Origin of the sequence: Oceaniglobus trochenteri (genome assembly GCF_020529025.1) — a bacterium.
Lineage (GTDB): Bacteria > Pseudomonadota > Alphaproteobacteria > Rhodobacterales > Rhodobacteraceae > Oceaniglobus > Oceaniglobus trochenteri.
In genome coordinates, this window is record NZ_JACNMM010000007.1 from 164,766 (window position 1) to 178,777 (window position 14,012).

The 14,012-nt window shown below is 67.4% G+C and carries 5 protein-coding genes; 4 read left to right on the forward strand and 1 reads right to left on the reverse strand.

The window, feature by feature from the left end:
• Positions 1–389 precede the first annotated feature (389 nt).
• Genes H7828_RS13435 through H7828_RS13445 form a run of 3 tightly spaced genes read left to right on the forward strand, consistent with a single transcriptional unit; the run spans position 390 to position 12,870 of the window.
• Complete coding sequence (locus H7828_RS13435; protein WP_226781563.1) at positions 390–2,288, forward strand: non-ribosomal peptide synthetase; 1,899 nt, start codon at positions 390–392, stop codon at positions 2,286–2,288.
• The gene (locus tag H7828_RS13440; RefSeq protein WP_226781564.1) at positions 2,285–10,063 is read left to right on the forward strand and encodes a hybrid non-ribosomal peptide synthetase/type I polyketide synthase; all 7,779 of its coding nucleotides are present in this window, start codon (positions 2,285–2,287) and stop codon (positions 10,061–10,063) included. Before H7828_RS13435 ends, H7828_RS13440 begins: the two co-directional genes overlap by 4 nt.
• A complete protein-coding gene (locus H7828_RS13445; protein WP_226781565.1) occupies positions 10,060–12,870 on the forward strand; it encodes a condensation domain-containing protein in 2,811 nt (936 codons plus the stop codon). Before H7828_RS13440 ends, H7828_RS13445 begins: the two co-directional genes overlap by 4 nt.
• Here the strand turns inward: H7828_RS13445 and H7828_RS13450 are convergent.
• On the reverse strand, positions 12,855–13,025 hold the full coding sequence (locus H7828_RS13450; protein WP_226781566.1) for a hypothetical protein: 171 nt from the start codon (positions 13,023–13,025) through the stop codon (positions 12,855–12,857). The two genes, H7828_RS13445 and H7828_RS13450, sit on opposite strands and share 16 nt — an antisense overlap.
• Positions 13,026–13,285: 260 nt before the next feature.
• Between H7828_RS13450 and H7828_RS13455 the strand changes: the two genes are divergently transcribed.
• Positions 13,286–13,996 carry a sugar transferase gene (locus H7828_RS13455; protein WP_226781567.1) on the forward strand — a complete coding sequence of 237 codons (711 nt, stop codon included), beginning with the start codon at positions 13,286–13,288 and terminating at the stop codon, positions 13,994–13,996.
• The last annotated feature ends 16 nt before the right edge of the window (positions 13,997–14,012 follow it).

Below are 14,012 nucleotides of genomic sequence, written 5' to 3' on the forward strand. Positions count from 1 at the left end.
GCATTCAGCGATCGCAATTTACAACCCTGGGTTGAATCCTGGCAGGGCACATCCGCAGGGCATTCCGGCTGTCGGAATATTCTGGAATATTCAGGCATCTGAAACAAGGCGATAATTCGGATTCGACCCGGCGCGGCAAACGGTTTTTTGTTGACCGTCAGGCATTTCCTGATGTTAACTCTGTTTGCAGGTTTAGAATTTTCGGGCTCTTCGACAAAGGGCCAAGCCGAACCGACCCCACACAATGTAAAAATCCAGCCCCGAATTTCTGGAAAGCTGGTGGCGTTGATTTCAATACTGATGGCGCATTTCCAGGCTGATCAGTCAATATCATAAGGCAGGTTTCCTTATTCGCGCTTTTGCGCGTTCCTAGATTATTGGTTATCGCGATGAATGATTTCCATTCTCTTTCTGCAATTGATGTTTCGCATCATCATCATGATCCAGCCGCGACAATCGGCGCCCTTTTCCTGGGGCAGGTCCGGCATCGCCCTGACAAGATTGCAATTATCGAAGGGCAGCGCCGCGTCACCTATCATGCCCTTGCCGGGCAGGCCGCCGGAGTTGCGGGGGCCCTGCGCGCGGCGGGCATTGCCCGCGGCGACAGGGTGGCCATTCTGGCACGACGCAGCATCGAAACCGTGGCGGCGCAACTGGGGGTGACGGCCATCGGCGCGGCTTTCGTACCGCTCGACCCCGCCGCGCCCAGGGGGCATCACCGTGCCGTAATGGGCGAAGCGGGGGCAGGGGCGGTTCTTGTTCACCCCGATCAGGCGGCGATGACCTCGGATCTGGCTGCCGGTCTGCCGATGCTGGAACTTGACGGAACGGCGGCGCAAACCACCGGTTTCGCGGCCCTGCTGGAGGAACCCGCCTGTCAGATCACCGCCGAAGATCCGGCCTATGTGATCTATACCTCGGGTTCGACGGGGCGGTCCAAGGGCGTGATGGTGGCCCATCGCGGGGTCTGCCGCCTTGTCCGCGGCCAGGACTATGCCGATCTTGGCCCCGATCAGGTGATGCTGAACATGGCCGCCGTCGGCTTTGATGCCAGCATCGGTGAAATCTACAGTGCGGTTCTGAACGGCGGAACGCTGGTGGTGCTGCCCGATGCCGCGCCTTCGCTGGACCGGATCGAACAGGTGATCGCCGAGGGCGATGTGACCATCGCCTATGTCACTGCCGGGCTGTTCCACATCATCGCCGAACACCGGCCACAGCTTCTGGCGCCGCTGCAACAGGTCTTTCCCTGTGGCGATGTCCTGTCCGAGGTGCATGTCAAACGCATCCGCGCCGCCCTGCCACATCTGCGGATGATCAACGGCTATGGCCCGACCGAGAACACCGTTTTCACCTGCTGTTTCCCCATAGGCGACGATTGGACCGGCGGCCCGGTTCCCATCGGGCGCGGGTTGAACCACGATCGCCTTTTCGTGCTGGACGACGATCTTCGCCCCCTGCCGGATGGCGAAATCGGCCAGCTTGCGGTGGGCGGGGCGGGGGTGGCGATAGGTTATCTCGGGCGGCCCGACCTGACGGATGCGGCCTTCGTCACGCTGACGGCGGGCGGGTGTTCCGGGCGCGTCTACCTGACCGGCGACCTTGTCATGCGGGGCAGGGACGGCGTGGTGCATTTTCACGGGCGCGCCGACCGGCAGGTCAAGATCAACGGTCAGCGGGTCGAACTGGACAGTGTCGAACACGCCCTGCGCGCCGATGACGCGGTCGAGGATGCCGTCGCCGTCGCCCTGCGCCGTCCCGATGGCAGCCGACGGATCACCGCCTTTGTCAAACCGCTTGGCCCGGTCGATGACCCGGCCCCGTTCTGCGATGCGCTGCTGGGGCGGTTGCGCCGGGGGATGTCGGCCGCTGCGGTGCCCGCCCGGGTTGAGCTGCGGGGTGCCTTCCCGCTGTCGTCCTCGGGCAAGGTCGATCGCAGGGCGCTTGTCGCCACGCTGGATCAGGCAGCCGCCCCGCAATGCGCCACCGCGCAAAGCCTGCGCAGCACGATCCGCCAGGTCTGGCATGACGTGTTGGGTGGCGATCTGCCCGATGAAACCCGCACCTTCTTCGATCTTGGCGGCACCTCGCTGCAATTGATTACCGTTCATGCGCTGTTGCAGGAAAGGCTGGGCCGAAGGTTCGATATCGCCCTTCTGTTCGAAGCGCCGCGCATCCGTGATCTTGAAAGGCGGTTGGATGAGCGCGCAGCGGCACCCGACCCGATCGCCGCCCGCCGCGCCGTCATGGCCCGGGCGCGCCGCCGCAACAGGGTGGCCGCGCCATGACACAGGGCGCATCTATCCCGGACGATCTGCAAGGCGCCATCGCGATCACCGGCATCGCGGGCCGCTTTCCCGGTGCCGCCTCGGTCGAGTCCTTCTGGAAGGCGGTGCGCGAGGGGCGCGATCTGATCCGCCCCCACGCCCCCGAAACCCTGGCCGACAATTTCACCGATGCCGAGCGCGCCCGCGATACCTATGTTCCGGTGCGCCCCGCCATCGAAGGCGCCGAGATGTTCGACGCCCCCTTCTTCGACATGCTGCCGCGTGAAGCGGCGCAGACCGATCCCCAGTTCCGCGTCTTCCTGGAAACCTGCTGGCAGGCCCTTGAGGATGCGGGACACGACCCCGCACGCCCCCCCGGTCCGATCGGGGTGTTCGGCGGCGCGTCGATGTCCACGTATTTCCTGAACAACCTGATGTCCGACCGCGCGAAGATCGAGGATTTCGTCTCGACCTATCAACTGGGCGACTATCAGCAATTCATGGGCGCGCTTGGCGATACCCTGGCCACCCGCGTTGCCTTTCGCCTGGGGTTAACCGGTCCGGCGGTGACGGTTGCCACGGCCTGTTCGACATCGCTGGTGGCCGTGGCGCAGGCCTGTCAAAGCCTTGATGCCTTCCATTGCGACATGGCGCTGGCGGGGGGCGTTTCCATCACCTTTCCGCAGGAGCGGGGCTATTTCTACCAGGAAGGGGGCATGGTGTCGCGTGACGGCCATTGCCGCCCCTTCGACGCCGGGGCAACCGGCACCGTCTTTGGCCATGGCGCGGGCGTCGTGGTGTTGCGCCGGTACGAAGATGCCCTGGCGGACGGCGATCAGGTCTATGCACTGATCCGGGGGGCGGGGCTGAACAATGACGGGGCCGACAAGATCGCCTTCACCGCGCCCAGCGTGACCGGGCAGGCCATGGCCATTGCCCAGGCCCAGGGCGCGGCCGGGGTCGATCCGGGCAGCATCGGATATGTCGAATGTCACGGCACCGGCACGCCCCTGGGGGACCCGGTGGAATTCGAGGGGCTGAAGAAGGCCTTTGCCGGGGTGGCGCCGGGGCGGGTGTTCCTTGGGTCGGCCAAGGCGAATATCGGCCATTGCGATGCGGCGGCGGGGGTGATCGGCCTGATCAAGACGGCGCTGATGCTGCGGGACCGGACCATCCCGCCCATGGCGAATTACATCGCGCCCAATCCGCAGATCGACCTTGACCCAAGCCCCTTCCGCATTCCGACCCTCGCGCAGGACTGGGACGAACCCGGCCCCCTGCGCGCCGGGGTCAGCGCGCTTGGCGTGGGGGGCACCAACGCCCACCTTGTTCTTGAAGAGGCACCGGCGCAGGTTCAGCCGGCCCGCGATGGCCTGTTCATCCTTCCGCTCTCGGGCAAGGACGGGGCCGCCCTTGCCTCCCGCGTGGGCGATCTGGCCGAACGGCTTGGCCGTGACGGTGCGCCGTCGCTGGCCGATGTCGCCTTTACCCTGCAACAGGGGCGCTGCGCCTTCGATCATCGCCATGCCGTTGCCGCCACCTGCCACGCCGATGCCGTCGCCGCCCTGCGCGCGCCCTTCCGGGCCGGGATTGCCATGGGGGATGCGCCGCCGGTCATGTTCATGTTTCCGGGGCAGGGCGCGCAATATCCCGGCATGGGGCAGGGCCTGCGCGCGTCAGAGCCCGGGTTTGCCCGGATCATCCGGCAAGGCAGCGAAATCCTGCAACCGCTGATCGGGCTTGACCTTGACGATCTGCTTTACGCGGCCCGCGATGGCAAGGCCGCCGCCCGGGTGCTGCGCGACACGGCGATCACGCAGCCCGCGCTCTACCTCGTGGAATATGCCACTGCGCGGCTTTGGCAGGCGCGTGGCATTTCCCCTGCCGCGATGATCGGCCATTCGGTGGGCGAATTCACCGCCGCAACGCTGGCCGGGGTGATGAGCTTTGAAACCGGGCTGCATCTGATCGCGGCGCGGGGGCGCCTGATGCAGGACCAGCCCGCAGGCGCCATGCTGTCGGTGCGGTCCGGGTTCGACCGGGTGGAACCGCTGCTTTGCGATGGCGTGGACCTTGCCGCGCGCAATGCGCCGCAGATGATCGTGCTGGCCGGCCCCGATGCCGAGATCGGCGTGGTCGAGGCGCGGCTGCACAAGGCGGATATCCCCTGCAAGCGGCTGCACACTTCCCATGCCTTCCACTCGGCGATGATGGACCCGGTGGCGGCGGCGCTTGCCGATGAGGCGGCGAAACATGCCTTTGGCGCGCCGCAGATCCCCTATGTTTCTTGCGTTACGGGCACCTGGATCACCGATGCCGAAGCGATGGATCCGGCCTATTGGGCACGCCATTGCCGCGCGGCGGTGAATTTCGATACGGCCCTGCACAGTCTTTGCGCCGGCAATGCCGCGCCCGTTCTGGTCGAGGTGGGGCCGGGGCGCAGCCTTGGCGCCTTTGCCGCCCAGGCCGTGGCCCGCGAGGGGCGGCGCGCCATCCTGCAATCCTTGCCCGACCACAGCGAAGCCGACCGCGACCGCGAAACGATGGGCACCGCCCTGGGTGCGCTCTGGTCGCAGGGGGTCAAGGTGGACTGGTCGGCCGGATCAGCCACGGCGGGGCGGCGCGTGTCGCTGCCCGGCTATCCGTTCCAGAAGAAACGCCACTGGATCGACGCGCCCCTGCCGCTGGCCCGCCAGGGCGCAGCCGCACCCGAAACCGCCCTTTCCCAGACCAGCGAGACGAGTGTTGCCATGTCCACGCCCTCTGCCCCCCGTGATCGCACCGAAACCCTGACCGCCCGTGTTCTGGCCCTGCTGTGTGACCTGTCGGGCGACAGCCTGACGGATGATGACAGCGATTGCACCTTCCTTGAACTGGGTTTTGATTCACTTCTTCTGGGGCAGGTCACACAGCGGCTTCAGCGCGACATGGGTGTCACGTTGACCTTCCGCCAGTTGATGGGCGACCTGTCCACGGTGGGGGCGCTGGTGGCCCATCTCGACGCGACGCTGCCGCCCGAGATGGCCGCGCCCGAACCGGCGCCGCGCCCCGATCCCGGCCCGGCGCCGGGCAAGGTTTCCGCCGCTTCGGGCGATATCGGGGCGCTGATGCAGGCGCAGACCCAGGCGATGCTGTCGCTTTTCGAGAACCAGATGCGCACCATGGGCGCGGGCGGGGCGGCACCGGTCGCCCCCCCGTCCCCTCCTGCTGCCGCAAGGGTGGGCCGCGCGCCCGTCGCGGCAACCGGCCCCGAAGCCGGATCGCGGCACGACATGAACCGCCGCGCCACGGCTCAGGCAGAGTTCACGCCGGAGCAATTGGCCTTTGTTGGCGATCTCTGTGCTGAATACGGCGCAAGGTTTCCCACTTCGAAGGCCCGCGCCCAGAACGGCCGCCGCGCGCTGGCCGATCCGCGCACCGCCTCGGGCTTTCGCGCCGAGTGGAAAGAGCTGGTCTTTCCGGTCATCGCAGAAACCTCGAAGGGCGCACGCCTGACCGACCCCGACGGCAACAGCCTTGTCGATCTTGTGAACGGCTTCGGGCAGACCGCCTTTGGCCATGCGCCCGATTTCGTCACCCGTGCCATCGCCGCACAGATGGAAAAGGGCTTTGCCATCGGCCCGCAGACCCCGCTGGCGCACGAGGTTGCGGGCAAATTCCTGGCCATCACCGGGCACGAGCGCGTGACCTTCTGCAACACCGGCTCCGAGGCGGTGATGGCGGCGATGCGCCTGGCCCGCACCGTGACCGGGCGCGATACCGTCGTTTGCTTCAAGGGCGATTACCACGGCCAGTTCGACGAGGTTCTGGTGAAGGGCCGTGCATCGGGCGACCCCACGGCGCTGCCTGCGGTGGCCGGGGTGCCGTCGCTTTCCGTGGCCAACATGGTCGTGCTGGAGTACGGAAGCGAGGCCGCGCTGGACTGGATCAGGGACAATATCGGTGAAATCGCCGCTGTCCTGATTGAACCGGTGCAGAGCCGCCATCCCGAACTGCGCCCGCGCGCCTTCTGCGAAGAGGTGCGGCGCATCACCGATGACGGTGGCGCGGCGTTCATCCTCGATGAAATCGTCACCGGGTTCCGGGTGGCCCGCGGCGGCATGCAGGAACTTTGGGACATCCGCGCCGACATGGTGACCTATGGCAAGGTCGTGGGCGGGGGAATGCCCCTTGGCGTGCTGTCTGGGTCGGCGCGGTTCCTCGACGCGCTGGACGGCGGGTTCTGGGCCTTCGGAGATGAGTCGTCCCCCGAGGTGCCGCCCACCTTCTTCGCGGGCACCTTCGTGCGCCACCCCCTTGTCCTTGCGGCCCTGTCGGCGGTTCTCGATCATATCGACGGCGAGGGAAGCGCGCTTTACCACCGGGTGGCGCCGCGCACCGACGCCCTTCTGGGGCAGATGAACGATATCCTCGAAGATCGCGGATTGCCCCGCGCCGTCACCGGGTTTTCAAGCTGGATGATCGTCAACCTGTCCGAACATGACCCGCGCGCCGCGCTGCTCTACCCGCTGATGCGTCTGGGGGGGGTGCATGTGCATGACGGCTATCCCTGGTTCCTGACCACCGCCCATTCCGAAGCCGATTTCGAAACCGTCGCGCAGGTTTTCGCCGCCGCCATCGACCGCCTGCAGGCGGTCGGCATCCTGGCCGGGGACACGCGCCGCGACGCTCTGCCGGTCACGCTACCGCTCACGGAACCGCAGAAAGAGGTCTGGATGGCCGCGCAGCTGGGCGCGGCGGCCTCGGGGGTGTTCATCGAAAGCGTCAGCCTGCGTCTGGCCGGGGTGCTTGATGCGACGGCGCTGGAACAGGCGCTGAACGCTGTCGTCGCGCGCCACGATTCCCTGCGCCTGCGGTTTGCCGCCAGCGGCGAGGCGGCCGAGGTGATGGCCCGCCTGCGCCTGACGCTCGATCCGCAACCGATGGACAAAGCCGCCCTGTCCGCCCTGATCGCCGCCGACGCCCGCCGTCCCTTCGACCTGGTGAATGGCCCGCTGGTGCGCGCCACCCTGGCGCGGCTTGGCGACGAGGATCACGTTCTGATCCTGACCACCTACCACATCGTCTGTGACGGCTGGTCGACCTACCTGATCGTCGAGGAACTGGCCGCGCTTTACAACGCGCAGCTTTCGGGGCGCGATGCAAAGCTGCCCCCGGCGGCGCGCTTTGCAGAATACGCCCTCAGCCAGGAGGGCCGCGCGCCCGCCGATTCCACGCTGGAATTCTGGCGCAATGAATTCCCCGAGGCGCCCGATCTGCCCGACCTGCCCTTGGACCGGCCGCGTCGCGGCGCGCGCGGCTTTGACGGGGCCACCCATGTTCACCTGATTGACGCCGACCTTGCAAAGCGCCTGAAGCGTGCCGCCGGACGCGAGGGGGTGACGCTGTTCGCCGCTCTCTCTGGTGCGCTGGCCGCGATGCTGGGACGGATCGGCGCGGCATCGCGCGTGGTGCTGGCCGTGCCGACGGCGGGCCAGACCCTTCTGCCCGATGACCGGTTGGTGGGCCATTGCGTCAACCTGCTGCCGATTTCCTTCACCTGTGATGGCGGCGAAAGCCTGCGCACCCACCTGAAGCGCTGCGCGGGCAAGGTTCTGGATTGTTTCGACCATGGCGATACCACCTATGGCGCCATCCTGCGCACCGCCGGTCTGCGCGGTGACATCAACCGCCAGCCGCTGAGCGAGGTGCAGTTCAACCTAGACCAACAGCCCGCCGATTTCGGTTTTTCCGGGCTGAACACCGCGATGGAGGCCAACCCCCGCGCCCATACCAACTTTGATCTGATCTTCAATGTCACCGAAAGCGGCGCGGGCCTGCGGGTCGACCTGACCTATGCCAGCGATGTGTTGGGTGCCGATACCGTGGCGCGCTGGTGCCGTCAGTACCATCGCCTTCTGGCAGCCATCGCCGATGACATGGACACTATCCTGGCCGCCGCCCCCCTTCTGTCGCCGGACGAGGAGGTGGCGCTGGCTGCCCTGGGGAACGACACCGAAACGGCCATGCCGCCCCATGCCCGGGCCGATGCGATGATCGCGGCCCAGGCCCGCGCCACGCCAGATGCCCCGGCCATCGAGGATGCGGCGGGCACGCTGGACTATGCCGGGCTGATGGCGAAAAGCGACCGTCTGGCCGCGGCCCTGCAACGCCGCCTGCCACGGCCCGGCGCCCCCGTGGCGGTGATGATCGACCGGTCCGCCGACCTGGTGGTGGCCCTTCTTGCGGTGATGAGGGCCGGCCATGCCTATGTGCCGCTGGACCCGCAGCATCCGCCCGCCCGTCTGCGCGCGGTGCTTGAGGCATCGGGCGCGCGCGGGCTGATCCACCGGGGGGCCGCGCCCGACGTGGCGGGGGGGCTGGACCTGGCCTGCATCCCCTGCGATGGCCATCTCGCCGAAGCCGCGCCGCTGCCACTGGACGAACAGGGCGATCCGGCGGCCTATGTGATCTTCACCTCGGGCACCACGGGCACGCCCAAGGGGGTCGAGGTGCCCCATTCGGCGCTGGCCAATCTCCTGTCCTCCATGGCCGGGCGCCCCGGGTTCGGCGCGCACGACAGCCTGCTGGCGGTCACGACCGTCGCCTTCGACATCGCGGCGCTGGAACTGCTGCTGCCCCTTACCCGGGGCGGGCGCGTCGTCATCGCCGGAGAGGATGAGGTGCGCGAGGCCTTCCCCCTGGTCGAACGGTTGAAGCGGGGCGACATCACCATGCTTCAGGCCACGCCCACCCTGTGGCAGATGCTGCTTGAGGCGGGGTTCAGCCCCGATCCCGCGCTGAAGATCCTGGTCGGGGGCGAGGCGCTGCCGCGTGACCTGGCCGACCGTCTGCTTGCCGGGGGCGGGGCCGTCTGGAACATGTATGGCCCCACCGAAACCACGATCTGGTCCTCTTGCGGTCCGGTGGGTGCCGGGGCCATCGACATCGGCACCCCCATCGCCAACACGGTGATGCATGTGCTGGACGACAACGGTGGTCTTGCCCCCGTCGGCGTGGTGGGTGAGCTGAACATCGGCGGCGCGGGGCTTGCGCGGGGCTATCTGAACCGCAGCGACCTGACCGAGGCCGCCTTTCGCACCGTCGACCTGCCGGGGCAGGGGGCCGTGCGGCTTTATCGCACCGGCGATCTGGCGCGCCGGGGGGGCGATGGCACGATCACCCTTCTTGGACGGCGCGACGGGCAGGTAAAGCTGCGCGGCTTCCGTATCGAACTGGACGAGATCGAAGCCGCGCTGCGCGATATCGACGGCATCCGCGCCGCGGCCGTTGACCTGCGCGACGGCCCGGCGGGGCCGCTTCTGGCGGGGTTCTACGTGGCCGAGGCGGATCGCGACGATCTTGGGCCTGCCCTGGGGCGGGTTCTGCCCGGCTACATGGTGCCGACCCGGTTCCAGCGGATCGCGGCCCTGCCCGAAACCGCCAATGGCAAGCTGGACCGCCGCGCGCTGCCCGATCTCGAACCCCTCGCGCCGCTGGCCAACCTGCGCGAGATCACCGCACCCCGAAGCGCGCTTGAAAGTACGCTGGTGGAGATCTGGCGCGATGTTCTGGGACTCGAGGCCTTGGGCATCACCGACAACCTGTTCGAACTGGGGGCGGATTCGCTTTCGATCTTTCGTATCGCCGCCCGGATGCTGGAACGCGACCTTGGCATCGAGGCGCGCCACCTGATGCAGCACCCGACCATCCAGGGCGTTGTCGCCTTCGCCGAAAGCCGCACCGAGGAGCCGCGTGCGCCATCGCTCAAGGATTTCCGCAACGGTGCGCGGCGCAAGACGGCGGTGTCGGCATGACGCTGCCCGCCACCCCTCCGGCCCATGCCGACAGCGATGGGATTGCCTGCTTTCCCTGTTCCGCCACGCAGGAAAGGTGCTGGTTCCTTGACCGGCTGAACCCGGGCAACCCGGCGCTGAACGTCGCGATCCGCTGGAATGTGACCGGGCGGTTCACTGCGGCGGGCTTCGAGGCGGCGTTTCGCGGCGTGATCCTGCGCCATGAAATCCTGCGCACCCGCTTTGCCGAACAGGACGGCCGCCCCGTGCAGCAGGTGATGGAAACCGCCGCCTTTCACCTGTCCGAGATCGACATCCGCACCACGCCCGAGGGCGAACAGGCAAAGCGAGTTGAGGCCATCGCCTCGGAAAGCGCGGCGCTGCCCTTTGATCTGACCCGTGCCGGGGCGATCCGTGCAACGCTGATCCGGCTGAACAACGACCGTGCCATCCTGGCAATCACGGTGCATCAGATCTGTTTCGACGGCTGGTCCATCGGCGTGTTGGGGCGCGAGATTGGCGCGCTGGCCGCTGCCCATGACGCGGGAACCACCGCCGATCTGCCCGACCTTCCGCTGCAATACGGCGATTATGCCCTTTGGCAGCAGGAATATTTCGCCAGCGATGCCTTTGGCGAAGACCTGGCCCCCTGGCGCAAGCGGCTGGAGAACCTGCCCTACTTCGAACTTCAGCCCGATTTTCCCCGCCCGCTGGAACGCAGCGCCGCCTGCGCCATGGTCACGACCGACCTGCCCCCCGCTTTCGGCGAGGCCCTGAACCGCGAGGCGGCGAAACGCGCGATGTCGCCCTTTGCCTACGGTGCCGGCGTGCTCAGCGCGATGCTGTCGCGCTGCGCCGATACCCCCGAAGTGACGATCGGCACCCAGGTGGCGGGCCGCACCGAGGTTGACCTGGAGCCGCTGATCGGGGTCTTCATCAACAACGTCGTGCTGCGCTTCGCCACGCCCGCAACCACCACCCTGAACGATCACCTGGTCCATGCCCGCGCCGTGGTGCAAGAGGGGCTGATCGGCCAGAACGTGCCCTTCAACAAGCTGGTCGAGATGGTCAATCCGCCGCGCGATCCATCGCGCACGCCGCTGATCTCGGTGAATTTCATCCTCCAACAGGCCTTCATGGAAACCGCGCGCCACGGTGGTTTCGAGCTTTCCAGTGCGCCGTCCCATGCGCCGGGGGCGATCTATGATCTGGGGTTCGTCCTGATCGGGCGGGCAGGCGGCTGGCGCATGACGCTGGAATACAACGCCGATCTTTTCGACGCCCAGACGGCGCAGGATCTTCTGGCGCTGTGGCAGGCCACGTTCCGCTTTGCCCATGACCATGCCGACCAGTGCCTGTCGCAGATGCCCGGCCCCCGTCACCGGGCCGAGCACCGGCGCGAGGATGCGCGCCAGCTTCAGCGGATCGAAACCGCGCTGACCGATCACCCGATGGTGACCGAGGCCGCGGCCCTGCCATGGTCGGGAACCGGTGGCGCGCGCCGCATCCATGCCTTCGTGGCCCCGGCCGAAACGGTCACCGTGCCGCTGGAAACCCTGCCCGGCCTTCTGGGCGAACACCTGGCCCGGACGTCCGGTCTGGCCTGCGACGGCATCAGCGTGCTGCTTGCGCTGCCGCGCGACGGGGCAGGGCGCCTGGTGAAATCCAGGCTCCCGCTGGCCGGCGCGGTGCAGGCCACGCAAGGGGCCAGCCCTGCCGCGCCGATGGATACAGCCCGGACCGAGGCCCGTCTGGCCGCCATCTGGGCCGACCTTCTGGGTGTCGATTCAGTGGCGCCCGACAGCGATTTCTTCGCCCTCGGCGGGCATTCCCTTCTCACCGTGCGGATGCTGTCGCGCATCGAAAGCACCTTCGGCCAGCGGCTGAGCCTTGCCACGGCCTATCGCAGCCCGACCCTGCGCGCGCTGGCACGTCATCTGGCGGGGGGCGATACGGCTCCGGCCGTCAGCGACGCGGGCGAAGGCGATTGGCGGGTGCTGGAGCTGCGCCCCGAAGGGCGGGGCATTCCGATCATCGCGATCAACAACGCCAGAACCGTCTTTGCCATCTCGGGTGAATTCGAAACCCCCCGCCCGGCGCTGGCGGTGCGGATCTATGACAAGGCGCGCGGCATCATCCTGACACCGCGCCCCTTCGAGGAGATTGCCGCCGACTACGTCGAGGCGGTGAAAAGCGCCCGCCCCCGGGGGCCCTATGCCCTGTTCGGCGTCTGCGTGCACGGCAACCTGGCAATCGAGGTCGCGCGCCTGCTGAGGGCCGAGGGCCAGGAGGTTGCCGCCGTCATCCTCAAGGACGTGTGGGAGCCGCGCTATGGCGAACGGGTGGGCGCCGACCGGCGGATGGCCCTGCTGAACCGGCTGCATTTCCTGCGGGTGCGGCTGCGGTTCCTGCGCCGGGGCGACATTTCGGTTTCGGCCTTCCTGGGCACCTTCCGGGTCTTCCGCAACTCGGGCCTGTTGGGCTGGGCGGTGCGGGTCGGGCTGATCGACAGGGTACGCCACACCGATCTGGACCAGGAGCAGGAAGACTTCATCGCCCATCTGTCAGAGGCGCGCAACCGGCATCGACCAGCGCCCTATGACGGGGATGTCCTGCATTTCGTGACCGGCGAATCCCCTTCGGGCCGCATCTTCGACCCGACCATGGGCTGGGGCCGGATCGTCACCGGTCAGCTGATCACCACGCCCCTGAACGACCTGAGCGTCGCCCATCCGCAGAACGGCGGCATCGCGGCGGCGGCCCGGGCAATCGAAGCGATGTTGCTGGAACGCGAGGCCCGCGAGCCCGAGGCTCAGGAAAATGCATAAAAGGCGACCGCGCCCCAGAACAGCACACAGGCCAGGATCGCCAGGATGCGGATGGTCCGCCCGCGCATCGGTGCGCGTTGCGCCGGTTGGCTTTCGGATGTCGGGCGGGTGTCATGGGGCTGTGCCACACTGTCTGGCCGTTTCGGTGTCTGCACGGACCATCCGCCCCCTGTTGTGTTCGACCGGGCCGACCTGCGGCGCGCGAACGGTGTCTTTCGGGGTTCGCGATACACCAATCGCCAGCAATTTGCAGCATTTGATTCAGATGCCCTGCCGCTTTGCGCGGCGAAGTGACCCGCAGGCGCCGATGCCGGCGCCCGGGGTGCCGCGCCGCGCGCCCGGGCCGGACCGGGGGCAGGGCGGCGAAACGGAAGGCAACCGGCAACATTCGAGGGGTTCTTCGTGGGGGGGAATTATGGACAATCCAGTCAAGAACATGACCGTGCAAAGATCGATCGACCGGTCGATCGGGCCGGGGGCGGGGCGCGGCATCGGTTTGCCGATGCGCCGCTCGGGGATGGACCTTTGCAAGCGGCTGGTCGATATCGTCGGGGCCAGCTTACTTCTGGTGTTCTTCATGCCGCTGCTTGCCGTGATCGCGGGGGCGCTTTTCGTCTGCCATGGCGGAAACGTCCTGTTTCGCCACCGGCGCGTGGGCCGTGACGGTGTGCCCTTCGATTGCCTCAAGTTCTGCAGCATGCATGCCGATGCCGACCGCCTGCTTGCCGAATGCCTGGAAAGGGACACCCGCCTGCGGATGGAGTGGCACCGGAACCGCAAGCTGGCCCGCGATCCGCGGGTTCATGCCCTGGGCCGCCTGCTGCGCAAATCCAGCCTGGATGAGCTTCCGCAGTTCCTCAACGTGCTGCGCGGCGAGATGAGCCTGGTGGGCCCCCGCCCCGTGGTCCGCGAAGAGGCCGGGCGATATGGTGGCAACTTCGCCTTCTACCTGGCGCTGCGCCCCGGCATCACCGGCCTTTGGCAGGTCAGCGGGCGCAACGATACGACTTATGACGAAAGGGTGGCGCTTGACGTGCGGTACTTCCACGAACGCTCGCTCTGGTTCGACATCCGGATCATGCTGCGCACCCTCGTGGTGGTCTTCACCGGCAAGGGCGCCTGTTGAACCGCTTGCGGGCGAG

Excerpts from the sequence above, each read along its gene's own strand:
- H7828_RS13445 (WP_226781565.1), top strand. The coding sequence starts at position 10,060 with ATGACGCTGCCCGCCACCCCTCCGGCCCATGCCGACAGCGATGGGATT.
- H7828_RS13435 (WP_226781563.1), top strand. The coding sequence starts at position 390 with ATGAATGATTTCCATTCTCTTTCTGCAATTGATGTTTCGCATCATCAT.
- H7828_RS13440 (WP_226781564.1), top strand. The coding sequence starts at position 2,285 with ATGACACAGGGCGCATCTATCCCGGACGATCTGCAAGGCGCCATCGCG.
- H7828_RS13455 (WP_226781567.1), top strand. The coding sequence starts at position 13,286 with ATGGACAATCCAGTCAAGAACATGACCGTGCAAAGATCGATCGACCGG.